Origin of the sequence: Acinetobacter sp. V102_4 (assembly GCF_031799005.1) — a bacterium.
Taxonomy (GTDB): domain Bacteria; phylum Pseudomonadota; class Gammaproteobacteria; order Pseudomonadales; family Moraxellaceae; genus Acinetobacter; species Acinetobacter calcoaceticus.
The window spans coordinates 112,624-137,260 of record NZ_JAVQNR010000033.1; the positions used below are offsets into that span (position 1 = coordinate 112,624).

Here is a 24,637-nt window from a genome sequence, read left to right on the forward strand (position 1 = left end):
ACAGCGTAAAAATTAGTTTATAAATTTTGTCGATGCATTCATGTAATGTGGGTTTTGCAATAAACGACTAAATAAAAAGACATGCCAATGCTGGTTATGTTGGTGAAAATAACCTTGGCAATAATCTTTTAGATTTTCCTCTAAGTCTAAGCTTTGAGAAAAAAAACTTTTTTTATTAAAGTGCTGAATCCCCAAGACCTGATCCACAACCAACCCCACATACTGGTCGTGATGGCTAATACATAACACTTTTTGGGCAGACGAAAATGTACTTCGTTGCCCTGAAATAAAATGAGCCAAATCAGAAACCGAAAGCAACCGCCCCCGAATGTTCGCCAAACCCTTCACCCAACTTTGAGCATTTGGAACTGGCGTATATTTCGGTGGATAGATAACTTCTGACACTTCCCCAAGTGGTGCGACGAAGTATTGCCCTCTCATTTCAAAAGCAATCCCTGACCATCGCTGTGCTTCATTTTGAACTGAAGCGTAATTCTTATTACCCCGTTTAGACAAACGAAGTAACTCGATAAATCCATTCGCTGCCATACTCGATCCTATAAAACGGGCATATAACCCCGTTATTTATGTTTTTATGGATGGATGAGTTACTTTAGAAATTGTTTAATTACATCAATCAATTGCTTTTCTTCGATAGGTTTAATCAGATAGTCGATTGCACCTTGACGCTTGCCCCATACTCGGTCAGTTGCCTGATCTTTAGTACTCACGATTACCACAGGAATATGCTTAGTGTCTTCATCACGGGTAATCTGACGGGTTGCCTGAAAGCCATTTACACCAGGCATGACAACATCCATTAACACTAAGTCAGGCTGTTCTGCTTTTGCCAAAGTTACACCATCTGCACCATTAGATGCTTCAAGTACGTCATAACCATGCTTGGTTAGAATTTCTTTAAAACGAAAAGTTTCTGTTGGTGAATCATCAACAATGAGAATACGTGTCATTTCTTTGCCCTTAAATTACTTAATTATGAACTTACGTGATTACGAATCGCGTTTAACAATTCATCTTTGCTAAAAGGTTTCGTCAAGTATTCATCTGAACCTACCACACGCCCTTTTGCCTGATCAAATAAACCATCTTTACTAGAGAGCATGATAACGGGAATGTTCTGATAATTTTGAGAGTTTTTAATCAAAGCGCAAGTTTGATAACCATCTAAACGAGGCATCATGATATCGACAAAAACAATATCTGGATTTGCTTCTGCAATTTTGGACAAAGCTTCAAATCCATCCACCGCAGTAATCACTTCACAGCCTTCTCGCTGTAATAAAGTTTCGGCTGTACGGCGAATGGTTTTTGAGTCATCAATTACCATTACTTTCAGATTTTGGAATGCATCTTCCATTTAATCTTCCATCCCCAATAAATATAAAATATAAATGCAATTTAACTTAAATTTGTTTTTACGCATTTATAAGCATTTTTAACATATCTCACGGTCTATTTTCAATGAGGCATTTTTGTCTACTTTCTCATTTATAAACAATAACTTTTAACCTCATCACACTTTAATTGAAATTATCATTTTTTTTATAATGACTATATTTTTATTCAGCTAAATAATAACTAATATAATAAAGATTAATTATTTAAAAATAAGCGATTTAGCTTTCTTTTCTGGGGATTTTCAATGAATGATTGGATGAAATATGCCTTTTATAGGAACTGCTTGTCTGTATCTATAGGCATTATTTCCTTCGGTTCACTCTTTTTCTGGGCTTCCACCCTTGCTATAGCCGATACTTCTAAAGTGGTCTGGTATCGTTATTATGATCAACAGGGTACGGCCAATATCAGTACATCAGTCACACCTGCTCATATTCGTTATGGTTATGAAGTTCTAGATCAAAATATGCAAGTGATTAAAAGAAACCATTCTTATAATGCGCAGGCTGATTTAAATCAATCAAGTCAAAGAGCATTATCAGCACGACATAGAGAACTAGATATCAAATTAAAAAAAGCCTATAGCAATAGTAAGACAGCCACGATTAAAAGAGATCAAGCATTACTTGCCATAAAGAAGCAAATTAACTATCAACAGGAACAACTCGACCAGTTACAACAAGACAAAATTTTATTTAAACGTCAAGAAATGGAATATTTCAGAAATAGAGAAGTTATTCCTGAGCGCCATAAGACGTTGATTGAAAACAATCTAAATAATATTTACAGGGTCAAACAAACACTTGAAACACTTTCCAAGACCTACAACCGTACCAATAGCGAGTATGAAAATATTATCGAACGTTTAAAAAAGCTTGAATAACTGTAAAGGTTTATCAAGAATAGGGGCAAAATAAAATTTGAATTATAGGATGATGCTGTATGCACAAAATGCATCTCACCCCTTCCACTATTTTTAAACTGAGTATTATTAGTTTATGTTTGATTTTAGCTGCATGTAATCAGCAAGAAACAACTAAAACAACGGCACCAGCTCCAGCAAAAATTGAACTCATTCCTCAAGATCTGATTGCAGTTAAAGAGGGAGCGCTTGACTCTCAAACTGCTTTTACAGGAACGATTCGTGCAGTTCAGCAAAGTTCAATTCAGGCTCAAGTGGGCGCCACGGCGACCACTGTAACTACAAATGTTGGCCAAAAGGTACAAAAAGGCCAAGTTTTAGTGAGATTGAATAATCAGGACAATGTTGCACGATTAGCCCAAGCGCGCGCCAACCTTGCATCAGCTCAATCACAAGCGGAACTTGCACGCAATTTAATGAACCGAAAGCAAAGACTGTTTAATCAAGGGTTTATTGCTCGTGTCGAGTTTGAACAGAGTCAGGTTGACTACAAAGGCCAACTTGAAAGTGTAAAAGCTCAACAAGCGAATGTTGATATTGCTCGAAAGGCTGATCAAGACGGAATTATTACCAGTCCAATTTCAGGTGTGATTACTAAACGACAAGTAGAACCTGGTCAGACTGTATCGGTTGGACAAACGCTATTTGAAATCGTAAATCCAGACCAACTTGAAATACAGGCCAAGTTACCAATTGAGCAACAGTCTGCTCTTAAAGTAGGTAACAGTATTCAATATCAGATTCAGGGAAATTCTAAACAATTAAACGCAACGCTTACTCGTATTTCACCTGTTGCAGATCAAGACAGCCGACAAATCGAATTTTTTGCAGTTCCTAAAGAAAAAATTGATTCGTTAAGCATAGGGGCTTTCATTAATGGAAATATTCTTCGTAGTGATACCAATCAAGGCCAAACGATTCCTTTAGACAGCATTCAAAATATGCAACATGATCCTTTTGTATGGGTGGTACGTAATCACACTATTCAAAAAGTTAAAATTCGAGTGATTGAACAACGCTATAACGACAATATTGCTTTGGTTGGTGGCTTGCAAAGCACAGATCTGGTGAGCCGTATTCAATTTGAAGATTCCGACATTAATAAAAAAGTGACGGTTACAAACGACAAAAATAAATAAGGTAGCAAATAGCGTATGTGGTTTACTCGAATCAGTGTGAAATACCCCGTTTTTACTATTATGATGATGATCAGCTTAATGGTACTCGGGTTAGCTTCTTGGAAACGGATGACTGTTGAAGAGTTTCCAAATATAGATTTTCCATTCGTCGTAGTGACTACACAATATGCAGGTGCTTCACCTGAAGCAGTCGAATCAGATATTACTAAAAAACTCGAAGATCAAATCAATACGATTTCAGGCATTAAGCAAATTACTTCACGTTCAAGTGAAGGTTTTTCGATGGTCGTTGCAGAGTTTAATCTTGATACATCTTCAGCCATTGCAGCACAAGATGTTCGAGACAAAATTGCTCCTGTCACAGCACAGTTCCGTGATGAAATTGATACACCAATTGTACAGCGCTACGATCCTTCCTCTAGCCCAATTATGTCAGTCGTATTTGAATCCACTAGCATGAATTTGGCTCAATTGAGTTCATATGTCGATAAACGGATCGTGCCTCAACTCAAAACCGTTTCAGGTGTCGGTAATGTGAATTTATTGGGGGATGCCAAACGACAAATACGAATAAAAATTCTTCCTGAGCAATTGCAAAGTTACGGTATTGGCATCGATCAGGTCATTAATACGTTAAAAAATGAAAACATTGAAGTTCCTGCTGGAACCTTACAACAAAAGAACTCTGAACTGGTTGTACAGATTCAATCAAAGGTTATTCATCCCCTTGCATTTGGCGATTTGGTGATTGCCAATAAAAATGGTTCACCGATTTTTTTAAAACAAGTGGCAACTGTTGAAGACACTCAAGCAGAACTACAATCAAGCGCTTTTTATAATGGTAAAACGGCTGTCTCTATTGATATTTTAAAAAGTTCCGATGCCAATGTAATTCAAGTCGTCGACAAAACTTATCAAACTTTAGATAAGTTAAAAGCTCAGATGCCTGCGGGTTTAAATTATAAAGTCGTAGCTGATAGCTCTAAAGGCATTCGTGCTTCAATTAAAGATGTTGCCCGTACCATTATTGAAGGTGCTGCCTTAGCAGTTTTAATTGTTTTATTATTTTTAGGCTCTTTCCGCTCTACCGTCATCACAGGTTTAACCTTACCCATTACCCTTCTTGGAACCCTAACTTTTATCTGGGCTTTTGGGTTTAGCATTAACATGATGACGCTGTTAGCCCTATCACTCAGTATTGGTCTATTAATTGATGATGCGATTGTCGTTCGGGAAAATATTGTAAGACATACAGAACTTGGCAAAGATCATGTCACAGCGGCCCTTGAAGGGACAAAAGAAATTGGTTTGGCTGTACTCGCAACTACGCTGACTATTGTGGCCGTCTTTTTACCTGTTGCCTTTATGGGCGGACTGATTGGACGTTTCTTTTATCAGTTTGGTGTAACAGTGAGTACCGCTGTTCTAATTTCAATGTTTATTAGCTTTACGCTCGATCCAATGCTTTCTGCTCACTGGAAAGATCCGGTCAAGAAAAAAGATAATTGGTTACAACGGTTTTTTGACCATATTTCTAATTTGCTAGATCGGCTTAGTCATGTGTATGAAAAGCTATTAAAACTTGCTCTACACTTCCGTTTCATCACGGTGATTATTGCAATCGCTTCATTATTTGCGGCATTAGGACTTTCTAAACTCATTGGAACTGAATTTGTACCTACCCCAGATAAAGGTGAAATTCGGATTCAGTTCGAAACTCCTGTAGATGCTTCTTTGGAATATACCCAAGCAAAACTCCATCAGGTTGACCAAATTATCAGGCAATTTCCAGATGTCGTTTCAACTTATGGTGTTGTCAATAGTGGGGTTGATTCTGGTAAAAACCGCGCCGGTTTGGGAGTTACCTTAAAGCCGAAACAACAGCGAAACAAGGAGCTTAATGCGCTCAATAATGAATTCCGCGATCGTTTGCAAACTGTAGCGGGCATTCGAGTTACGTCTGTTGCAGCGGCACAAGATTCTGTCTCGGGTGGGCAAAAGCCAATCATGATTTCTATTAAAGGGACAGACTTAAATGAACTACAAAAAATTTCAGATCGTTTTATCGCTGAAATGGAAAAAATTAAAGGTGTCGTTGATTTAGAAAGCTCTTTGAAAGAACCAAAACCAACTTTGGGTGTTCATATTAATCGTGTACTGGCAAGTGATTTAGGCCTATCTGTTTCACAAATTGCCAATGCGATTCGTCCATTAATTGCTGGTGATAATGTGACAACATGGGAAGATCGGGATGGTGAAAACTATGACGTTAATGTTCGTTTAAACGAAAATAAACGTATGCTTCCGCAAGATGTTCAGAACCTATATCTCAACTCAAATAAAACCAATGCAACTGGGCAAAACATTTTAGTTCCACTTAGCGCAGTTGCAACGACTGAAGAGAAACTCGGTGCTTCACAAATTAATCGACGTGATCTTGAGCGTGAAGTGCTCATTGAGGCAAATACATCTGGGCGACCTAGTGGTGATATTGGCCAAGACATCGATAAAATGCAAAAGGCGTTTAAGCTACCTGCTGGCTATACATTTGACACTCAAGGTGCCAATGCCGATATGGCAGAATCTGCCGGATATGCATTAACAGCAATTACCCTATCGATTGTATTTATCTATATTGTTTTAGGTTCTCAATTTAATAGCTTTATTCATCCAGCTGCGATTATGGCGTCTTTACCATTATCACTCATTGGCGTATTCCTTGCCCTCTTCTTGTTCCAAAGCACACTGAACCTGTTTTCGATTATTGGCATTATCATGCTTATGGGTCTTGTCACTAAAAACGCTATTTTGCTTATCGATTTTATTAAGAAAGCGATGGATCAGGGTGTCAGCCGTTATGATGCTATTTTACAAGCTGGCAAAACCCGTTTACGCCCAATTTTAATGACCACAAGCGCTATGGTGATGGGTATGGTTCCATTAGCTTTAGGTCTTGGCGAAGGCGGTGAACAAAGTGCACCAATGGCTCACGCTGTGATTGGGGGAGTGATTACCTCTACCCTATTGACTCTTGTGGTTGTACCCGTCATTTTCACTTATCTAGATGACTTGAAAAACTTTATGCTGCGTCAAACTCGACGATTCATGTCATAATGCAGCGATTATCGTATAATCTGCGTTTTTATAACGCTTAACTTTTAGGACTTTTTCCATGCGCGCAAGCCGCTTTTTATTTGCAACGTTGAGAGAAACCCCAAATGATGCTGAAGTAATTTCACACCAGCTCATGTTACGTGCGGGGATGATTCGTAAATTGGCATCTGGTTTATATACATGGCTGCCGATGGGAACACGTGTGCTTAAAAAAGTAGATGCAATTGTTCGTGAAGAAATGAACCGTTCAGGTGCAATGGAAGTATTCATGCCCGTGACTCAACCCGCAAGTCTTTGGGAAGAATCAGGTCGCTACGAACAATACGGTCCTGAACTATTACGCTTTAAAGATCGCCATGCGAACCCATTTGTACTTGGACCAACGCATGAAGAAGTTATTACGGATATGGCGCGTAACGAACTCAAAAGTTATAAGCAGCTTCCTGTAAATTTCTATCAAATTCAAACCAAATTCCGCGATGAAATTCGTCCACGTTTTGGTGTAATGCGTTCACGTGAGTTCATCATGAAAGATGCTTATTCTTTCCATGCAACTCAAGAATCATTACAAGAAACTTATGACGTGATGTACGACACATACAGCCGTATTTTCACTCGCTTAGGCTTAGACTTCCGCCCAGTACAAGCAGATACAGGTTCAATTGGTGGTTCAGCTTCACATGAGTTTCACGTTTTGGCTTCAAGTGGTGAAGATGACATCGCATTTTCAACTGAATCTGATTATGCAGCAAACGTTGAAATGGCTGAGGCTGTTTTAGTGGGCGAACGTGCAACCCCTACTCAAGAACTAAAATTGGTTGAAACACCAGATCAGAAAACGATTGACGATGTATGTCAGTTCTTAAATGCTGATCCTAAGCAATCTGTTAAAGCATTATTGGTTCAAGGCGTTGCTGACGAAAAAGGTCAGGTTCCTGTAGTTGCTCTATTTGTACGTGGTGACCACGAACTTAATGAGATTAAAGCCGAGAAGCATCCTTTAGTGGCTGCGCCTCTTACTTTTGCAACTGAAGAACAACTTCAAGCATTTGGTTTAACTGCTGGCTTTACAGGTCCACAAGGTTTAGTCGAAAAAGGCTTAGCCGTGATTGTTGACCGCGCTGCATCTGTTCTTTCAGACTTCGTTGCTGGTGCAAATGAAGCTGACAAACATGCTGTAGGTGTAAACTGGGAACGTGATGCGCAAATTACCGAAGTTTTCGATTTGCGTAATGTAGTTGAAGGCGATCCATCTCCAGATGGTAAAGGTACACTACAAATTAAACGTGGTATTGAAGTAGGTCATATTTTCCAACTTGGTACTAAATACTCTGAAGCTTTAGGCTGTAAAGTTCTAGGTGAAGATGGCAAACCATTTACAGTAACTATGGGATGTTACGGTATTGGTGTAACACGTGTTGTTGCAGCTGCAATTGAACAAAACTACGATGACAAAGGCATTATCTGGCCACAAGCCATTGCACCTTTTGAAATTGCAATTGTTCCAATGAATGCGCATAAATCTCCACGTACTCTTGAAGCAGCAGAATCTCTTTATGCAGAACTTCAGGCACAAGGTTTTGATGTATTACTTGATGATCGTAACGAACGTCCTGGCGTTAAATTCTCTGACCTTGAATTGATGGGTATTCCACACCGTATCGTGATCGGTGAAAAAGGCCTTGATGCAGGCACTTTTGAATATAAAGGCCGTCGAGATGCTGAAGCGAGCAATTTAACCAAAGAAGAACTTTTAGCTAAGTTAGCGCGTTAATAAATACATAAATAAAAAAGCAGCTTTTAGAAGCTGCTTTTTTTAACTTAGTTTTTATGCCTGAACTGTTAAGTCCTTGATGGTCGTTGATGAACCATTGGTTTTAACAGACTCAATTCCTTTATCTCGTGAAACTTCACTTGCATAGAACTGACTCGTTCCAATAATCTGATGATTTGCAGCTTTTAAATTGAAATAAGGCTTTCCATTTTTTGCAGTTAAACGCTCATATCGCGCGTCATCACCACTGTTTTTTTGAATTGATTCAATACCATTTGCAGCAGAGGCTTTTGCCTTATATAGCTCACTATTTAAAATAGGTTCACCATTTCCTGCCTTCAAGATAAAGCGGTATTGACCATCACTCGATTGTGAAATTTCGTACCATCCTGCCATAAAAACCTCATTTTTTTGTTGGTGTGGGTATCACTTTCGTTATTATTCTGGACGAAAGTTATTTGTTATTTATGACAATATAAATGGGCAATCACTCTTTGAATAGCCCATTTTTTATACTTTTTCGTAATAAAATTATAATGATGTTAGGAATTTTAAAAAGCAGAGATATAGACATATATCTCTGCTGAAATGTAATAATAATTAACAGTTTAAGCTTTTTTTACAAATTCAGATTTTAATTTCATCTGACCAATACCATCAATTTTACAATCGATATTGTGACCGTCACTTGCATCTGGAACTAAGCGAATCGTTTTTACTTTCGTGCCTACTTTTACTACTGATGATGAGCCTTTAATTTTTAAGTCTTTAACTACAGTCACACTGTCGCCATCGGCTAAAATATTTCCATTAGCATCTTTAATAATTTCTTGTTCTTCAGTTGCTAAAGCATCTCCTTCTTTCCACTCATTTGAGCATTCAGGACAAATCAATAAGTCGCCATCTTGGTAAGTATATTCTGATTGGCATTTTGGGCAATTTGGCAAAGACATGAAAAAAATCTCAAAAAGTATATTATGCGAGATATGACTCATTTTTTAAAGTTTTAAATAAAACACTTTTACCAAAAAAAAATTTATATATTCATTTTGCGTTTTTGCTTAATAAATATTCTTTCAAAATAATTGCATGATTATTTTCAACATCTTTTGCTGAATATAAGAGCGTGACTTTATACTTCGATGCGATCTCTTGTAGCTCTTTCACTGCTGGGTTGGTCTCAAGCTCCTCCAGATAACGCTGCTTAAACTCTTTCCAATGATCCGGCGTTGCTGCATGGAACCATTTCCGAAGTTCAGTTGAAGGAGCCACTTCTTTTAACCATAAATCTAAATGAGCATTTTCTTTGCTAATTCCCCTACTCCATAGGCGGTCAACTAAAATACGCTTTCCATCACTAGGATCAGCATTTTCATAAATTCTTTTAATGTGTATATCCATTTCTGACACCTACTCAGCTTAATCTAAATAGTATTAATCATCACATTGATTTGCCTACCTGTACAATTTGAATCTTTTGCTCTAAATATTGTCTAAATTTACCATTATTCATTAATTCAGGCATATAAATTGCTTTTGAATTTTTAATTATTTTATCAAATGGTAAAAAATGAAATATTATATTTATCCATGTTCATCTCAAAAAGACGCCCCTTATTTGATTTTGTCATCTGGGTTAGGGGGTCATGCTAGTTTTTGGAGTCCACAACTCGAATCGTTAAGTGCACATTTCAACGTCGTGACTTATGACCAAGAAGGTTGTCACCAAGACAGTGCTTTATTACCTGCACACTACCATATGTGTGACATGGCGACTCAAGTACTACACTTATTAGAACATCTTCAAATTCATGAGTTCCATATGATCGGGCATGCTTTGGGTGGCATCATAGGAATGGAACTCGAAAAACAACTACAATCTAGCTCAATTACCATGCTCAGCCTTACACTGATTAATGCGTGGGATGAGTTAGATGCCCATACGCAAAAATGTTTTGATGCCCGTATCGCATTGTTAGCATCAGCAGGCGCTGAAGCCTATGTGCGTGCACAGGCATTGTTTTTGTATCCTCCAGCATGGATTTCTCAGAATCATAGTCACATTAAAAATACCGAAGATATTCAACTCCAAAACTTTCCACCTAAGACAAATGTATTTGTCCGACTCAAAGCGTTGATGGATTTCCAATTACAAGCAGAGCACGTACAGGCATTGCAAGACACCGCTATTCATATCGTTGCTAATCAAGATGATTTTTTAGTTCCAGTACATAAATCACACGATCTGTTTACTCAACTTGATCATGCTCAAATCAATATTTTGCCTTCTGGTGCACATGCTTCCACAGTGACCGAGTCTCAACGACTAAATCAAACGTTCATCCAATTTTTCCATAGCATTAAGGTTTTATCATGAATGCAAAAACATTAAATATTTTAGATCAACTCTTTTTAGAAGCCAGAACCCACAGCAACTGGTTAGACAAAGCCGTCAGCCCTGAGCAAATTCAACAAATTTATGATCTGGTCAAAATGGCACCGACTTCTGCCAATTGTAGTCCTGCTCGTTTTGTATTTTTAACCACACCGGAAGCTAAACAAAAACTCAAGCCAGCATTGTCGTCTGGCAATGTAGAAAAGACGATGACAGCTCCTGTCACTGTTTTGGTTGCAACCGATGCAAAATTTTATGACAAACTTCCAGAACTATTCCCATATGCCGATGCAAAATCATGGTTTACATCAAGTGAAGCCATAGCACATGAAACTGCCTTTCGTAATAGTTCATTGCAAGCTGCATATTTAATTATGGCATGTCGTAGTTTAGGTTTAGATACTGGGCCAATGTCTGGTTTTGATGCGAAACAAGTTGATGAGCTATTTTTTGCAGGGACAAATCATCATATTAATCTCATCATTAACATCGGCTATGGCGACCCTCAAAAAGTTTATACTCGCCTCCCCCGTTTAAATTTTGAAGAGGCTTGTCGGGTGGAATGAATAAAGTCCACAACACCATCTTCAAGCTCAAAAGAGAAATACCTTAGTTCTACACGGCGACTTTAATGTCGCCTTTTTTATTCTGCTGCTTTATAACCCTTAAATGTAGTAAATACTCCAAAAGTAAAATTGATCAAATGATGCACAATGAAGCAAGTTAGTTTCTCCTTGGTGCATGATTGCATTATTTTTTATCATTTGATAAAAATTATACCAAACAATAAATATAAAATACTGATAAATATAAAAATATAAAAGTTGGCACACAGTATGCATTATTAAAAACACATATTAATTCTGAAAATTATATCTTTTATAGCTTTCAGTTCGGCTTCCTAAACTCACGATGGGGAATCAAGATGAAGATCGGCGTTTTTTGTCCAATTGGAAATAATGGCTGGCTGCTTTCAGAAAATGCACCGCAATATAAACCTACCTTTGAATTAAACAAACAAATTGTACAGCGTGCTGAACACTACGGTTTTGACTTTGCCCTTTCCATGATTAAGTTACGTGGTTTTGGCGGAAAAACTGAGTTTTGGGACTATAACCTTGAAACATTTACCCTCATGGCAGGTCTCGCTGCTGTCACCAGTAAAATCCAAATTTATGCAACCGCTGCAACATTAGTCATGCCTCCTGCAATTGTGGCACGTATGGCATCGACCATAGATTCGATTTCTAACGGTCGGTTTGGACTAAACGTCGTGACCGGATGGCAAATGCCTGAATATTCCCAAATGGGTATGTGGCCTGGCGATGAATATTTTGCTAAGCGCTATGACTACTTATCTGAATATGTCGAAGTTTTACGTGAACTTTGGGCAACTGGAAAATCAGACCTAAAAGGCGAGTTCTTCCAGATGAATGATTGTCAGGTCAAACCACAGCCTAAAGCTGATATGAAAATTATCTGTGCAGGACAGTCTGATGCAGGTTTAGCTTTTTCCGCAAAATATGCTGACTACAACTTTGTTTTCGGAAAAGGTTTAAACACACCGACAGCCTATGCCGAAATTAATGATCGCTTAAAAGCTCAAACCGACAAAACTGGACGCAATGTACAGACCTATGTGTTGTTTATGGTAATTGCTGCCGAAACAGATGATGCTGCAATGCAGAAGTGGCAACACTATAACGATGGTGCGGACATGGATGCTATTCGTTGGTTACAAGACCAAGGTGCAAAAGATAAAGTGTCTGGCACTGACACCAATATTCGCCACATGGCCTCTAGCGTTTCTCCCGTCAACATCAATATGGGTACCATTGTTGGCTCTTTTAAAAATGTCGCAAAAATGCTCGATGAAATTTCCGAGATTGAAGGGACAGAAGGAATTTTGTTGACCTTTGATGACTTTGTACAAGGCATAGAAGATTTTGGTCAACGCATTCAACCACTCATGAAATGTCGTGAAAGCGTCGTTACCGAACTGACAGAGCAAGCCGAACCAACTGTTTTGGAGAAAAGTGCATGAATGAAATGTCTAATATTGTGTGTGCAGAATTCACGACACAGATCGGTACAGGCAAATTATTAAAAGCTGAACCTGAACATATTCAACTAGCAGCAGAACAAACTGCGCTTGTTGTCATTGATATGCAAAATGCCTACACCTCTTTAGGTGGATACTTAGATTTAGCAGGTTTTGATATCTCAAAGACTAAACCTGTAGTCGAAAATATTAAAAAGGCGCTCGATGCTGCACATAGTGCAGGAATTCAAGTCATCTATTTTCAAAATGGTTGGGATAAGAACTACGTCGAGGCTGGTGGTTTAGGTTCACCAAATTTTCATAAATCCAATGCCTTAAAAACCATGCGTAAACGGCCCGAGTTACAAGGTCAACTTTTATCTAAAGGCGGTTGGGACTTTGCTTTAATTGATGAGTTACAACCTCTTCCACAAGACATCATTATTGAAAAGCCACGCTACAGCGGTTTCTTTAACACTGCACTCGACAGCATTTTACGTACTCGAGGTATTCGTAATTTAGTCTTCGTTGGCATTGCGACTAATGTCTGCGTTGAATCCACCTTACGTGATGGTTTCTTTTTGGAATATTTCGGTGTTGCACTTAAAGATGCTTGCTATCAAGCCGGACCTCAAGAGGCTCACGACGCGGCCCTATATAACATTAAAACTTTTTTTGGCTGGGTATCTGACACCAATAGTTTTATTGAAACCTTTAGTTCGGCATCAGCATTGCTACAGCAATCTGCCTAATTCATACATTTAATTTTATCTAATTTTTTTGATTTGGAGCGTCTTATGTCTAAACAAGTTGTTATCCCAGAAGGAACATCGGCACCACTTGCACCCTATGTTCCTGCAACCAAAGCAGACAATATTGTGTATGTCTCAGGCACATTGGCTTTTGATGAAAATAATAATGTGGTCTGTATTGGTGATGCTGCAGGACAAACTCGCCATATTTTAGAAACAATCAAAAAAGTGATTGAAACTGCGGGTGGCACCATGGATGACGTAACGTTCAATTCCATTTTCATTAAAGATTGGGCGGACTATACCGCAGTGAATACGGTATATGCAGAATATTTTCCGGGTGACAAACCTGCTCGCTTTTGTATCCAGTGCGGCTTGGTGAAACCCGATGCCTTAATTGAAATTGCATCGATTGCCCATGTGGGATAAGCGATGTCACTGATAAAAACTTTCAGCATCGTAACTGATGTGATGTTTTAGCCTCGATTCATTGTAAAGATTATGCATTGGGGTTGGAGAGCAATCATGCAAAAAAGAGAAGAGAAACAGGTTTTAACTCCATCCGTTGTTCAACAGACTCATCCATGTTCCACACACCTAGAAGTAGATCAGCACACTTTTAGACAAGGCATGGCAAATCTTGGAGCAGCAGTGAATGTCATCACGACGGATGGGCCTGCGGGACAAGCAGGTTTCACAGCATCCGCTGTATGCAGCGTAACCGATACACCACCGACACTATTGGTTTGTCTCAACCGCTCAGCATCAGTTTTTAATACTTTTAAACAAAATGAGGTGCTTTGCGTCAATACTTTAGCTGCCCATCAAAGTACGCTATCTACAATATTTGGCGGGAAAACGCCAATGCCAGAACGCTTTGCTCAGGGGGAATGGAGCAAGCTAATCACTGGTTCTCCGATTTTGAATGAGGCCTTGGTGTCATTTGATTGTGAAATTGTACAAAGCATGAGTATCGGTAGTCATGATGTCTTATTTTGTGCAGTCAAAGCAATGAAACACCAAAGTGGACTTAATGCACTTATGTACTTCAACCGCAGTTATTGCGAATTACAAATAGCATGCTAATGCAGATAAAAATGAAAAAGAGGATCTGTTATGCGAACAAAAGAATCTTGGTTTCCTAAATTTAAACCGCACGCAGGTAATTTAGAAACTCCCGTACAAATTGATGAATATCTCCCTCCCGGTAAAAGTATTGTTTTGGGGTTACAACATGCTTTTGCTATGTTCGGAGCGACTGTTTTAGCTCCGTTACTCATGGGCTTTGATCCGAACCTCACCATTTTTATTACTGGTATTGGCACCATCTTGTTCTTTTTAATTACAGGTGGGCGTATGCCGAGCTATCTTGGATCAAGCTTCGCTTTTATTGGCGCAGTTGCTGCAGCCACAGGCTATGCAGGCGTTGGATTAAATCCAAATTTAGCTGTGGCACTTGGTGGCACAATCATTTGTGGTTTGATTTATGCATGCATCGGTTTAATTGTCATGAAAACTGGAACCGCATGGATTGAAAAACTCATGCCACCCGTGGTCACTGGTGCAATTGTCATGATTATTGGTTTAAACCTTGCACCTGTAACAATCAAAAGCGTTTCGACAAATAGCTTTGACACGTGGATGGCTGTAATTACCATTTTATGCATTAGTGCTGTTGCCGTTTTTACCAGAGGTATGATTCGCCGCCTTCTATTACTCATCGGGCTCATCAGTGCTTATTTTATTTATTTTCTACTCACCAATATCTTAGGATTAGGCAAACCCATCGATTTTAATGCGATCAGTCAAGCTGCATGGTTTGGCCTACCAACTTTTCACTCACCTGTTTTTAATGCCAAAGCTATTTTATTGATTGCACCTGTTGCGCTTATTTTAGTCGCTGAAAACTTAGGACATTTTAAAGCAGTTTCTGCCATGACAGAACGTAATTTATCGCCATATATGGGTCGTGCTTTTTTTGCAGATGGTATCTGTACAAGTTTATCAGCTTCTGTTGGTGGCACAGGTATGACGACTTATGCTGAAAATATAGGTGTGATGGCTGTAACTAAAGTCTATTCAACGACTATTTTTGTGGTTGCGGGATTATTTGCAATTCTACTCGGCCTCTCCCCTAAATTTGGAGCAATCATTAGTACCATCCCTGTTGCTCTATTAGGCGGTGCGTCCATTGTTGTCTTTGGCTTAATTACTGTTGCTGGAGCAAAAATTTGGATCGATAACAAAGTTGATTTCACCAAAAATAGTACTTTAATTATTGCAGCAGTCAGTCTCATTATGGGTGCTGGCAATTTAAGTCTACATATTGGGCCATTTGACCTAGGAGGTATTGGAACTGCGACACTTGCAGCAATTGTTCTTAACCTATTACTCAACAGAATGGAAAAATCCGAAAGTCAATCTATTGAAAAATCGGTAGAACCGCTTAATTCTGTCCCACATCTCTAATTCTGGAGAAACTCCTTGATTCAAAGTGTTTCATTTATCGGTTTAGGGGCAATGGGATGGCACATGGCTTCCCATTTAACCCAAGTATGTAGCCAAGTCTATGTTTGGAATCGTACTTTTGCTAAAGCAAAGCAACATGAACAAACCTTTGGTACGCAGGCTGTAGACCTGACACAAGCTCTACAAGCAGATATTATCTTTTCATGCCTACCTACTAGCCAAGATGTAGAAAATTTAATTGCGGATTCTCAACTAAAACAAGGCTGTATTTGGGTAGATTGCACTAGCGGTGTGCCAGAGACTGCAAGGAAACTCAGCCAACAGCTCAAATTAAATAAAGTTGATTATTTAGATGCACCAGTTTCAGGTCAAACGATTGGAGCTGAACGAGGAACACTTACGGTAATGGTTGGAGGCGATGAGTCTGCTTTTAAAAGAGCAAAACCCATCATTCAAGCATTTGCTAATTTAGTTGAATATGTCGGCGGAAGTGGTGCTGCCTTTGCAGTAAAAGCCATCAATAACACATTAATGGCAACACATCTTTGGGCGTTGGCAGAGGGATTAAGTATCCTTAAATCTCAAGGCGTAAATTTACATTCCGCAATGAACTGTATTAACCACTCTAGTGGCAAAAGTAATGTTTCAGAACACATCATGATGCAACGTGTTTTAAATCGCAAATTTGAAAAAACTTTTGCATTAGATTTATTACAAAAGGATATTGGAATTGCACTAAATCTCGTTACTCAAAATAATTTAGAACTTCCAACTTTTAGTCTTATTCAGCAACAGTTTAATCAGATTTCCAAAATCGATGCACAACAAGTCGATTTTTCAGCCATAGTTAAAATATTGGAACAAAAAAACCAACTAGAGCTATGTTAAGAGTAGGTCGTACGACCTACTCTTTTTCATAAGAAAAGTAGAGTAATTTTATTGATCTGGAATTTCAGCTTCAACTAATAAGGTAAGTAAAGATAAAGATTCTTGCCACCCTAAGTAGCAGGCTTCCACAGGAATAACTTCTGGTATTCCTTCTTGAGTAATATGTACTTCTGTACCTACCAATACCGTTTTTAATGTAATGGTGACCTGCATAGTCCCGGGTAAATTAGGGTCATCAAATTGGTCGTTATAGCGAATTAATTCATTTGGAACTAATTCAACATAGGTTCCACCAAAAGCATGTGTTGAACCTGTCGAAAAATTGGTAAAACTCATTTTGTATGAGCCACCCACACTTGAATCAAAACTATGAACCTTTGCGGTAAAACCATGAGGTGGTAACCACTTTACTAAAGCGTCTGGATCTAAAAATGCACGATAAACACGCTCTGCTGGTGCCTTAAACACTCGATGAAATTTCACTGTACCTGTTGCCATCATTATTCTCCTTATTTTAATTTCCTTTGAATTATCGAAATTATGTTTATTAGCTTAAACCTGCGGATTCATCCGAACGTATATTTTTGGTGTTTTTTTAAACAAAAAAACTATCTTTTATGCAAAATCAAATTACGAAAACTATGGCTGATTTTTTAGTAAAAATGGAGCAAAATAGTCGGCAATCATAAAGAAACATATTGAATTTGAGATTAATCATGAGTCTGCTCGCTTTCTCCTCATATGCTTTAAACGGTGTAGATGCACAAAAGTTTTTACAAGGCCAAGTTACTGTAGATACTGAACGTTTAGCTGAAAATGAAACACGCTATACAGCCATCTGTGATCTTAAAGGTCGTATCCACTTTGGCTTGTGGTTAAAAAAGATTAATGCTGAAAGTTTTGAAATCGTAGTTGCTCAAGATCAAGCAGAAGAGTTTGCCAAACATATTAAAAAATTTGGTGCTTTTTCGAAAATGACCTTGAGTGAACAAGGTCCTGCTTTTCCAAAAATCTCTGGTCATCAGACTGAGTTTTCTGCACTAGAAACTGATATTTCTGAATGGCAAAAACAAGCAATCATGACTGGCCAAGCTTGGATTACGCAGGCAACAGAACACGAGTTTCAACCTCAAGAATTACGTTTGCACCAACGCGAAGGCGTTAATTACGATAAGGGCTGTTACCTAGGTCAGGAAATTGTGGCGCGCCTTTGGTTTAAAGCAAAACCAAAACACTGGTTACATCTAGTGCAAGGTACAGGTGAAGCACCTGCGGCGAAAGCTCAACTCCATAACGATATTGAAGTCGTCAATAGTGTTGCAAATGAGGAAGGTTATCTTGCTTTAGTTGTGGCTAAACCTGCTGCTCTAGAAGAGCTAGGCCTTCAAGTTCTTGATTTACCTGAAGCCTTAAGCGGTGATGTTGCCAGACCACAATAACTCATTATTTGCTTAAGTTGGAAAGCCCACCTATAAACTTGTGGGCTTTTTTATAGATACAAAATACTAATGAATTCATTAAATTAGAACGTCAATTTTTTAAGTTTTATATGCCATCATTAACCCTGTTGAAATTAAAGAGAAAAAAGATGAAGACTAAACTTGCTACACTCATGTTGAGTTTGGCTATTTTCGGTTCTGCTCATGCTGATGTTAAAACACTTGAACAAAATCTTAAGACAAATTATCCCGATTTGCCTGTAAAGGGTGTTTATCAATCTCCTGTACAAGGCATTTATGAAGTGTATACAAGCGGTCGTATTGTTTATACCAACCAAGATGCCAAATATTTTTTTGTAGGTAATCTAGTAGACATTAAACAACAAAAAAATATGACTGATGAACGAATTGCCGAATTGGGTAAGATTGATGTTAAAAGCTTACCGCTTAATCAAGCGATTAAATATGTAAAAGGAAAAGGCGAGCGCACCATCTATATCTTTAGCGATCCTGACTGCCCATATTGCCAACACTTAGAACAAAATATGGTTGGAGTAGACAACGTAACGGTATATGTCTTCCTTTACCCTCTTACCAGTCTGCATCCGAACGCCGAAAAAGTTTCAAATCAAATCTGGTGTTCAAAGAATCCGGCAGAGGCATGGACCAACTATATGCTTAACCGCAAGCTACCTACGACCAGCAAAAACTGTTCGACACCAATCCAGAAAAACATAGCTTTAGGTAATAAATTAAATATTGATGGAACACCCACCCTGTTCTTACAAGATGGTCAAAGAATTTCGGGTGTACCAAGTGATGCTAAACAAATTGAAGCATTACTCAAGTCAGCAAAATAAGAATCTTACCCACTCTGGTTTAATTACATGAGTGGGTATTTTTTCTCCACAATTTGCCCAAAGTGCAGTGCTTTATATACAAATCGGCTGTTTACTTTCAGCGTTCAAGATTTATGATGAGAACTTGAAACTATTTAATACATCAACGGAATGATGTAGCTACGAAGTAAAAGGTTAAAAAGAAATGAAGAAATTACTAATCGCAAGCCTAATCACCCTTTCAAGTGCATCAATTTTTGCGGCAGATAACACTACGACTGCTGCTAAAACAGATGCTTTTAAACAAGCTGAACAACTCTATGCAGCAAAAAATTACCCAGCTGCATTTCAGGAAATGCAACGCCTAGCTCAAACGGGTAATGCTCAAGCCATCTATAACTTAGGCTATATGACCCAAACTGGGCAAGGAACAGCAAAAGATTCTTCTAAAGCCCTTAAGTATTATGAAGATGCCTCAAATAAAGGTTATGCCCAAGCGAGTTATACACTCGCTCAAATCTATGAGACAGGTGAACTAGGCGTTGCCAAAGATAGTAATAAATTCAGTCAATATATTCAAAAAGCATCGGCTCAAGGTTCTGATGATGCGACTGTAAAAATTGCTACGATTTTATTTGCTCAGAAAAAACCGCAATCACATCAAATTGCTCTGCAAAAGTTAGCGCCTTTAATTAGAAAGGGCAACTACCCTGCGATTCAGGTCAAAGCGCTTTATGATATTAGCCAAGGTGTGGACAATAAAAACCCACTCATGAAACGTCAAGGTATTGAGTCCTTACAATCAATTGCACAAAAAGGTTATGCACCAGCTTCTATGGCTTTAGCGACTATGATGGCCAATGGCAATATCATTCCACAAAATTTGCCACAGGCTAAAAAGATTTTTACTGAGTTAGCTAACCAAAATGTTCCCAATGCTAGAGAATCTTTAGCTTCGGTTGATAAAATTATTGCAGAAAAAAGTAAACAACCAGCCACGGCTCCTGCACAGCCAGCCCCCAAAAAATAGTGAATAATTTAAGCCCCGCAAGGGGCTTTTTAATTTACCACCACAAAGCAATAAGTCCGCTCACCCCAATAAAACCAACAACTGTACTAATCATTAAAGGTGTTAAGGCCTTTTCATTTAGACCATATGCTTGTCCAAAAATTCCAAAAGCAATTGGCATCGGTAAAGCAGCAATTAATGTTCCAGCGTAAAGCATTTCACGGCTTACATCTGGAGTGATTAAAAAGAGTGCGAAAATGACAGATGGCATCAGGATAACTTTAAATGTCGCCAACAAAACACTTTGCATGTTTACTGTTGTAATTCCAATCCCAACTAAGCTTCCCCCAATTGCAAACAAAGCCAAAGGTGATGCCGTGCGCCCAAGTAACTCTAAAGACTGATCAAGAGTCGTAGGAAGGTTAACATCTAAAAGAATGCATCCCATCCCAACCAAAATAGCGATAATCACTGGATTCTTGAGTAAATTCAAAAAGGTTTGTTTTAAAAGCGGTAAAAGATTCTGTTGTTGATGTAAGCCAGCTTCGGCCAAAATCAGCATGAGTGCCACAATCAATAAATTTTCAATGATTAGTGTTAAAGAAATATAGATTGCTGCATGGTTGCCAATCAACATAGTCAAAATAGCAGTTCCCATGAACCCAGTATTGGACATCGAAGCGCCCATCGCAATTACGGCGCTATGGGTTAAACTATTTTTAAAATATTTTCGATAAAGAATAAAAGCTAAGAAAAATAAAATTAAAGAGCCACCGCCATAAGCAACAAAATAAGCAGGATGCCAAATGTCTTGTAAGTTTTTATTTGCTAAAGAATGAATTAAAAAAGCTGGCAAAGAAATTTTAATCACAAATGCGCTAAGTGCCCGGATCTGTTCAGGCGTTACCAATTTGATGAGAACACAAACATAGCCCATCAATAGCAATATCAAGATAGGCAAAATAACCTGAAAAACCACCGAACGACCTCACTCATCTAAAGAAAAACGGGCAAAGATGACTTTGCCCGATACAGTTAAAAAGAATTAAAAAGCTGTTTTACCCCGTGAGGTTGGCAACGTAAATATTGAGGTGCTATTTTAACTTCCGCGCCTAAAGCTGCTGCTGCATGCCAAGGCCATCTTGGGTCATATAACATGGCACGAGCAAGACCAATTGCATCGGCCTGATGCGAAGTAAGGATACTTTCTGCTTGTTCAGGTTCGGTAATTAGCCCTACAGCAATGACGGGAATAGACACATGTTTTTTCACTTGTTCAGCAAATGGAACCTGATAACCAGCGCCAATCTTAATAGATTGATGTTCGTGTAAACCACCACTAGACACATGCACATAGGCTGCGCCCAACTGCTCTAAAGCTTTTGATAAACCAACGGTAGATTCGATATCCCAGTGTTCTACACCGTCCAACCAGTCGGTCGCAGACAATCTAACTCCAACTGGATAACCAGCAGGAACAGCCAATTTAATTGCCTGAAGAACCTCAAGTGTCATGCGCATACGGTTTTCTAAAGAACCGCCATATTCATCTGTACGCTGATTCGCAATTGGCGATAAGAATTGATGTAATAAGTAACCATGCGCAGCGTGAACTTCGATTAACTCAAAGCCAGCTTCTACGGCACGTTTTGCTGCTGCTGCAAAGTCTTGTTGAACTTGTTTAATCTCAGCAATGGTTAAAGCATGCGGTGCAGCATCATGAACAGAAAAGGTACTTTCACTTGGAGCAACCGTTTGCCAACCATGTGGCTGATCTTTTGGAATTTGCCCTTTGCCTAACCATGGTTTTTCAGTAGAAGCCTTACGACCGGCATGTGCTAACTGAATTCCAAATGGCATGGGTGAAAGTGTTCTAACCTTACCCAATAACGTTTTGATTTGGTCACGTTGCTGATCATTCCAAAGTCCAAGGTCAGCATAACTAATACGCCCCTCAGCTTGTACAGCAGTCGCCTCTACTATACAAAGCCCTGCACCAGATAATGCATAATTTGCCCATTGCTGTTCGTGCCAATAGGTCACTTCACCGTCATCTGTTGCCGAATATTGGCACATTGGGGCAATTACAATTCTATTGACCAGTTGTAGTGAACCAAAGTTAACCGTTTCAAATAATTTTGCCATTTTTAATTCCTAGAATTGCTTAATTACACGTAAACCTGCACTCCAGTTACGTCCATCCGCTGGCTCAAAGTAGCGTTTAGCAGGTACCATCTGACCGTTTACTTTGATTTGTGTGCTGTCATTTACAATCACTGATCCCGCATAGTTTTTATCAAAAAGATTATCTACACGAGCAAAACTAATTATTTTCCAATCATTCACCACCCATGCATAACCAACATTAGCTGAGGTTACACTGTAGCTTGGCGCTGCGTCACTGTTGGTATCATTCACGTATACTTTATCCATATACTGTACATCTACACCACCATATAGACCGTGCGTAGGTTGCCAAGCCAAAGATGCATAAGCCTGATTTTTAGCAATACCCGGTATCGCATTGCCTGATGGAATTTGAGCAATACTTCCTGAGGCTGGAATATCAGCATCAAAGGTTGCATCTAAATAGGCATAACTAGCGGTAGCAGTTAAATCTCGCCACAACTTTTTATTCCATGTAAACTCTACACCTTCACGTAAAGTTTTATCTGCATTACGGAACGTTGAACGACCATTAGAATTCCCTGCAGAAACAATGTCATCTTTGGTTTTAGTTTGGAAAACTGCCAAAGTAAAATCACCTAAACGGTTTTGTGATTTTAAGCCTGTTTCATAGGTATCGCTTGTTGATGCTGTTAAATCAAAATTAAAACCACTTTCCCCATCTCGACGGTATGCCATCTCAGTAAAAGTTGGCGTTTCAAATCCTTTGGCATAACTCATATATGCCATGAGTTCAGGTAAAATTTGCCAGCTTAACGCAACAGAAGGTAAAACTTTACTGTAATCAGTCTTGCCACTATCGTCGCCATTACTTAAATAGTTATCTTTAGATTTGTAATGGACACTGCTATAGCGTACGCCCGTATCTAAACGCCATGTGGGTAAGAACTGCCATGAAGCTTGTAAATAAGGGTCAATATTCCACAAAGTATTATCTTCATCACGGCGTAAATTACCTTTGACGCCATAAGAAGGTTGACCATTTACCAAATTAAAGTTTTCAAAACCTTTACGATCTTCATCCATTGCATCGAGTGCAACACCGACACTTACAGTCGTATTGGGAAGTAACTCTTTGCCTGTCCAACGAAGATCAGTACCATAATAAATACGTTCAAAATCAATGACTCCACCAGCCTGATTATTGTTAGCCTCTTGAGTCGACATAGGAATAGATTGATATTGAGTAACTTGGCGATTGCCTAAATATGCCATGACATAGAGTTCATTTTTATCATTAATCGGTTTAGACCAAGTCACACCCGTTTGGGTTTGCTCAATGTCTTTACGAACTTTATAAATATTTTCCGCGTCATTAACCTGTTTAGGATTAGCTTTCCACTGTGCATATGATAAGCCTTGTGGATCATCTGCATGGATTTTGACATAGTTGGTCGCCCAGTTAATTTTGCTGCCATCATCAAGATTCCAACTGAGTTTTGCATTGTTTAATACTTTCTCTGCACCGCTATGTTCTCGGTAACCATCGGTATCGAAGTATGATGAACTAATAACATAACTTGGTTCATTCGTACCCTTTGCTCCACCTTGTAACACAAGTCCAGCTCTGCTTTTATCATGACTTCCGCCCGAATAACTCAGCTCAATCGAGTCTTTCCCTTGCCCTTCTTTAGTAGACGTTAAAATCGTCCCACCAGATGAGTTTCCGTAAAGTGAAGAGAAAGGTCCTGTTAGAACTTCAACATGGTCCAGACTACTTAAATCGATATTAGAGGTTTGACCTTGTCCATCTGGCATCGTTGCTGGAATCCCATCAACATACAGGCGAATACCTCGAACACCAAAAGTAGAACGTGCACCAAAACCACGCATGGAGAGCTGTAAATCTTGTGCATAATTTTCACGATTACGAATCTGTAAACTCGGTATGCCTTTTACAACTTCAGTTAAATTTACTTGTGAAGAAGTATCGAGTTGAGGCGCATCAACTCTAAAAACTGAAGCTGGTGTTTGCAAATAGGTTGTATCGGTACGCGTTGCTTCCACATGTAAAGTTGGCAATACCGTAATGTCTTGAGCTAAGTCATCTGCCCAAACGAGTGGGCTAGAAATACAGCCCATACTCATCAAAATACAGTAATGAAGTCGGTCTAAGCGTAATAAGGACATGCTTATTTCCTTTATTTATATTGTAGTTATGATAACAAAAAGCAGTGTCTTGTCTGGATATAGAATTTGCTCTGCATTGTTTTAAATCTGGAACACACTTAATCACTATCAAAGACTTTA

At 38.8% G+C, this 24,637-nt stretch carries 26 protein-coding genes; 16 read left to right on the forward strand and 10 right to left on the reverse strand.

Annotated features, from left to right (window positions below; genetic code table 11):
• Window positions 1–12 precede the first annotated feature (12 nt).
• The 3 genes from RMB13_RS04300 to pilG are packed head-to-tail and all read right to left on the reverse strand — an operon-like array spanning window position 13 to window position 1,378.
• The gene (locus tag RMB13_RS04300) at window positions 13–549 is read right to left on the reverse strand and encodes a chemotaxis protein CheW (RefSeq protein WP_005309806.1); all 537 of its coding nucleotides are present in this window, start codon (window positions 547–549) and stop codon (window positions 13–15) included.
• Window positions 550–608: 59 nt separating this feature from the next.
• Window positions 609–971 (reverse strand): PleD family two-component system response regulator, encoded by a 363-nt coding sequence (locus tag RMB13_RS04305; protein ID WP_005036319.1) that lies wholly within the window; start codon window positions 969–971, stop codon window positions 609–611.
• Between the two features lie 23 nt (window positions 972–994).
• Window positions 995–1,378, reverse strand: a complete 384-nt coding sequence (gene pilG / locus RMB13_RS04310) for a twitching motility response regulator PilG (protein WP_000389061.1) — start codon at window positions 1,376–1,378, stop codon at window positions 995–997.
• A gap of 285 nt (window positions 1,379–1,663) precedes the next feature.
• Here pilG and RMB13_RS04315 point away from each other — a divergent pair, with 285 nt between their 5' ends.
• The 4 genes from RMB13_RS04315 (at window position 1,664) to RMB13_RS04330 (ending at window position 8,368) form a co-directional block, all read left to right on the forward strand.
• The gene (locus tag RMB13_RS04315; RefSeq protein ID WP_281832865.1) at window positions 1,664–2,302 is read left to right on the forward strand and encodes a hypothetical protein; all 639 of its coding nucleotides are present in this window, start codon (window positions 1,664–1,666) and stop codon (window positions 2,300–2,302) included.
• A gap of 68 nt (window positions 2,303–2,370) precedes the next feature.
• Entirely contained in the window at window positions 2,371–3,480 is a 1,110-nt protein-coding gene (locus RMB13_RS04320; RefSeq protein WP_311084562.1) for an efflux RND transporter periplasmic adaptor subunit, read from the forward strand.
• Window positions 3,481–3,495: 15 nt separating this feature from the next.
• The gene (locus RMB13_RS04325; protein WP_311084500.1) at window positions 3,496–6,594 is read left to right on the forward strand and encodes an efflux RND transporter permease subunit; all 3,099 of its coding nucleotides are present in this window, start codon (window positions 3,496–3,498) and stop codon (window positions 6,592–6,594) included.
• 58 nt (window positions 6,595–6,652) lie between these two features.
• Window positions 6,653–8,368: a proline--tRNA ligase gene (locus RMB13_RS04330; protein ID WP_311084501.1), complete on the forward strand. Its 1,716-nt coding sequence runs from the start codon at window positions 6,653–6,655 to the stop codon at window positions 8,366–8,368.
• A gap of 54 nt (window positions 8,369–8,422) precedes the next feature.
• On the opposite strand, the gene RMB13_RS04335 is transcribed toward RMB13_RS04330, so the two are convergent.
• From RMB13_RS04335 to RMB13_RS04345, 3 genes are all read right to left on the reverse strand, one after another.
• Window positions 8,423–8,764, reverse strand: a complete 342-nt coding sequence (locus RMB13_RS04335) for a YegP family protein (protein ID WP_311084502.1) — start codon at window positions 8,762–8,764, stop codon at window positions 8,423–8,425.
• Window positions 8,765–8,976: 212 nt separating this feature from the next.
• Entirely contained in the window at window positions 8,977–9,321 is a 345-nt protein-coding gene (locus RMB13_RS04340) for a zinc ribbon domain-containing protein YjdM (protein WP_005036305.1), read from the reverse strand.
• Window positions 9,322–9,412: 91 nt separating this feature from the next.
• The gene (locus tag RMB13_RS04345) at window positions 9,413–9,769 is read right to left on the reverse strand and encodes a DUF488 domain-containing protein (RefSeq protein ID WP_311084503.1); all 357 of its coding nucleotides are present in this window, start codon (window positions 9,767–9,769) and stop codon (window positions 9,413–9,415) included.
• A 169-nt stretch (window positions 9,770–9,938) separates the two neighbouring features.
• Here RMB13_RS04345 and rutD point away from each other — a divergent pair, with 169 nt between their 5' ends.
• From rutD to RMB13_RS04385, 8 genes are all read left to right on the forward strand, one after another.
• Window positions 9,939–10,745 (forward strand): pyrimidine utilization protein D, encoded by an 807-nt coding sequence (gene rutD, locus RMB13_RS04350; RefSeq protein ID WP_311084504.1) that lies wholly within the window; start codon window positions 9,939–9,941, stop codon window positions 10,743–10,745.
• On the forward strand, window positions 10,742–11,329 hold the full coding sequence (locus tag RMB13_RS04355; protein ID WP_311084505.1) for a malonic semialdehyde reductase: 588 nt from the start codon (window positions 10,742–10,744) through the stop codon (window positions 11,327–11,329). Before rutD ends, RMB13_RS04355 begins: the two co-directional genes overlap by 4 nt.
• Window positions 11,330–11,688: 359 nt before the next feature.
• Window positions 11,689–12,807 (forward strand): pyrimidine utilization protein A, encoded by a 1,119-nt coding sequence (gene rutA, locus RMB13_RS04360; protein WP_311084506.1) that lies wholly within the window; start codon window positions 11,689–11,691, stop codon window positions 12,805–12,807.
• Window positions 12,804–13,556, forward strand: a complete 753-nt coding sequence (rutB, locus tag RMB13_RS04365) for a pyrimidine utilization protein B (protein WP_311084508.1) — start codon at window positions 12,804–12,806, stop codon at window positions 13,554–13,556. The genes rutA and rutB overlap by 4 nt, the downstream gene beginning before the upstream one ends.
• A 45-nt stretch (window positions 13,557–13,601) precedes the next feature.
• Window positions 13,602–13,985, forward strand: coding sequence for a pyrimidine utilization protein C (gene rutC / locus RMB13_RS04370; protein WP_002116077.1), 384 nt, complete (start codon window positions 13,602–13,604; stop codon window positions 13,983–13,985).
• Window positions 13,986–14,081: 96 nt separating this feature from the next.
• A complete protein-coding gene (gene rutF / locus RMB13_RS04375) occupies window positions 14,082–14,642 on the forward strand; it encodes an NADH-dependent FMN reductase RutF (RefSeq protein WP_209831965.1) in 561 nt (186 codons plus the stop codon).
• A gap of 30 nt (window positions 14,643–14,672) precedes the next feature.
• On the forward strand, window positions 14,673–16,025 hold the full coding sequence (gene rutG / locus RMB13_RS04380) for a pyrimidine utilization transport protein G (protein WP_311084509.1): 1,353 nt from the start codon (window positions 14,673–14,675) through the stop codon (window positions 16,023–16,025).
• Between the two features lie 15 nt (window positions 16,026–16,040).
• The gene (locus tag RMB13_RS04385) at window positions 16,041–16,913 is read left to right on the forward strand and encodes an NAD(P)-dependent oxidoreductase (protein ID WP_311084510.1); all 873 of its coding nucleotides are present in this window, start codon (window positions 16,041–16,043) and stop codon (window positions 16,911–16,913) included.
• A gap of 48 nt (window positions 16,914–16,961) precedes the next feature.
• Here RMB13_RS04385 and RMB13_RS04390 read toward each other — a convergent pair whose 3' ends face one another.
• Window positions 16,962–17,414 carry an SRPBCC family protein gene (locus tag RMB13_RS04390; RefSeq protein WP_005050025.1) on the reverse strand — a complete coding sequence of 151 codons (453 nt, stop codon included), beginning with the start codon at window positions 17,412–17,414 and terminating at the stop codon, window positions 16,962–16,964.
• Window positions 17,415–17,453: 39 nt separating this feature from the next.
• Here RMB13_RS04390 and RMB13_RS04395 point away from each other — a divergent pair, with 39 nt between their 5' ends.
• The 4 genes from RMB13_RS04395 (at window position 17,454) to RMB13_RS04410 (ending at window position 20,221) form a co-directional block, all read left to right on the forward strand.
• Window positions 17,454–17,570 carry a hypothetical protein gene (locus tag RMB13_RS04395; RefSeq protein ID WP_311084511.1) on the forward strand — a complete coding sequence of 39 codons (117 nt, stop codon included), beginning with the start codon at window positions 17,454–17,456 and terminating at the stop codon, window positions 17,568–17,570.
• A gap of 59 nt (window positions 17,571–17,629) precedes the next feature.
• Entirely contained in the window at window positions 17,630–18,352 is a 723-nt protein-coding gene (locus RMB13_RS04400; RefSeq protein ID WP_045435442.1) for a folate-binding protein YgfZ, read from the forward strand.
• Window positions 18,353–18,501: 149 nt separating this feature from the next.
• Window positions 18,502–19,212, forward strand: a complete 711-nt coding sequence (locus RMB13_RS04405; RefSeq protein ID WP_311084512.1) for a DsbC family protein — start codon at window positions 18,502–18,504, stop codon at window positions 19,210–19,212.
• Window positions 19,213–19,396: 184 nt separating this feature from the next.
• Window positions 19,397–20,221 carry a tetratricopeptide repeat protein gene (locus RMB13_RS04410; protein ID WP_198079440.1) on the forward strand — a complete coding sequence of 275 codons (825 nt, stop codon included), beginning with the start codon at window positions 19,397–19,399 and terminating at the stop codon, window positions 20,219–20,221.
• A gap of 34 nt (window positions 20,222–20,255) precedes the next feature.
• On the opposite strand, the gene RMB13_RS04415 is transcribed toward RMB13_RS04410, so the two are convergent.
• Genes RMB13_RS04415 through RMB13_RS04425 form a run of 3 tightly spaced genes read right to left on the reverse strand, consistent with a single transcriptional unit; the run spans window position 20,256 to window position 24,517 of the window.
• Window positions 20,256–21,179 (reverse strand): AEC family transporter, encoded by a 924-nt coding sequence (locus tag RMB13_RS04415; protein WP_017389817.1) that lies wholly within the window; start codon window positions 21,177–21,179, stop codon window positions 20,256–20,258.
• A 56-nt stretch (window positions 21,180–21,235) separates the two neighbouring features.
• Window positions 21,236–22,345: an NADH:flavin oxidoreductase/NADH oxidase gene (locus tag RMB13_RS04420; protein ID WP_311084513.1), complete on the reverse strand. Its 1,110-nt coding sequence runs from the start codon at window positions 22,343–22,345 to the stop codon at window positions 21,236–21,238.
• A gap of 9 nt (window positions 22,346–22,354) precedes the next feature.
• Window positions 22,355–24,517: a TonB-dependent receptor gene (locus RMB13_RS04425; protein ID WP_311084514.1), complete on the reverse strand. Its 2,163-nt coding sequence runs from the start codon at window positions 24,515–24,517 to the stop codon at window positions 22,355–22,357.
• Window positions 24,518–24,637 lie beyond the last annotated feature (120 nt).

Excerpts from the sequence above, each read along its gene's own strand:
- RMB13_RS04300 (WP_005309806.1), bottom strand. The coding sequence starts at position 549 with ATGGCAGCGAATGGATTTATCGAGTTACTTCGTTTGTCTAAACGGGGT.
- RMB13_RS04305 (WP_005036319.1), bottom strand. The coding sequence starts at position 971 with ATGACACGTATTCTCATTGTTGATGATTCACCAACAGAAACTTTTCGT.
- pilG (WP_000389061.1), bottom strand. The coding sequence starts at position 1,378 with ATGGAAGATGCATTCCAAAATCTGAAAGTAATGGTAATTGATGACTCA.
- RMB13_RS04315 (WP_281832865.1), top strand. The coding sequence starts at position 1,664 with ATGAATGATTGGATGAAATATGCCTTTTATAGGAACTGCTTGTCTGTA.
- RMB13_RS04320 (WP_311084562.1), top strand. The coding sequence starts at position 2,371 with ATGCATCTCACCCCTTCCACTATTTTTAAACTGAGTATTATTAGTTTA.
- RMB13_RS04325 (WP_311084500.1), top strand. The coding sequence starts at position 3,496 with ATGTGGTTTACTCGAATCAGTGTGAAATACCCCGTTTTTACTATTATG.
- RMB13_RS04330 (WP_311084501.1), top strand. The coding sequence starts at position 6,653 with ATGCGCGCAAGCCGCTTTTTATTTGCAACGTTGAGAGAAACCCCAAAT.
- RMB13_RS04335 (WP_311084502.1), bottom strand. The coding sequence starts at position 8,764 with ATGGCAGGATGGTACGAAATTTCACAATCGAGTGATGGTCAATACCGC.
- RMB13_RS04340 (WP_005036305.1), bottom strand. The coding sequence starts at position 9,321 with ATGTCTTTGCCAAATTGCCCAAAATGCCAATCAGAATATACTTACCAA.
- RMB13_RS04345 (WP_311084503.1), bottom strand. The coding sequence starts at position 9,769 with ATGGATATACACATTAAAAGAATTTATGAAAATGCTGATCCTAGTGAT.
- rutD (WP_311084504.1), top strand. The coding sequence starts at position 9,939 with ATGAAATATTATATTTATCCATGTTCATCTCAAAAAGACGCCCCTTAT.
- RMB13_RS04355 (WP_311084505.1), top strand. The coding sequence starts at position 10,742 with ATGAATGCAAAAACATTAAATATTTTAGATCAACTCTTTTTAGAAGCC.
- rutA (WP_311084506.1), top strand. The coding sequence starts at position 11,689 with ATGAAGATCGGCGTTTTTTGTCCAATTGGAAATAATGGCTGGCTGCTT.
- rutB (WP_311084508.1), top strand. The coding sequence starts at position 12,804 with ATGAATGAAATGTCTAATATTGTGTGTGCAGAATTCACGACACAGATC.
- rutC (WP_002116077.1), top strand. The coding sequence starts at position 13,602 with ATGTCTAAACAAGTTGTTATCCCAGAAGGAACATCGGCACCACTTGCA.
- rutF (WP_209831965.1), top strand. The coding sequence starts at position 14,082 with ATGCAAAAAAGAGAAGAGAAACAGGTTTTAACTCCATCCGTTGTTCAA.
- rutG (WP_311084509.1), top strand. The coding sequence starts at position 14,673 with ATGCGAACAAAAGAATCTTGGTTTCCTAAATTTAAACCGCACGCAGGT.
- RMB13_RS04390 (WP_005050025.1), bottom strand. The coding sequence starts at position 17,414 with ATGATGGCAACAGGTACAGTGAAATTTCATCGAGTGTTTAAGGCACCA.
- RMB13_RS04395 (WP_311084511.1), top strand. The coding sequence starts at position 17,454 with ATGTTTATTAGCTTAAACCTGCGGATTCATCCGAACGTATATTTTTGG.
- RMB13_RS04400 (WP_045435442.1), top strand. The coding sequence starts at position 17,630 with ATGAGTCTGCTCGCTTTCTCCTCATATGCTTTAAACGGTGTAGATGCA.
- RMB13_RS04405 (WP_311084512.1), top strand. The coding sequence starts at position 18,502 with ATGAAGACTAAACTTGCTACACTCATGTTGAGTTTGGCTATTTTCGGT.
- RMB13_RS04410 (WP_198079440.1), top strand. The coding sequence starts at position 19,397 with ATGAAGAAATTACTAATCGCAAGCCTAATCACCCTTTCAAGTGCATCA.
- RMB13_RS04420 (WP_311084513.1), bottom strand. The coding sequence starts at position 22,345 with ATGGCAAAATTATTTGAAACGGTTAACTTTGGTTCACTACAACTGGTC.
- RMB13_RS04425 (WP_311084514.1), bottom strand. The coding sequence starts at position 24,517 with ATGTCCTTATTACGCTTAGACCGACTTCATTACTGTATTTTGATGAGT.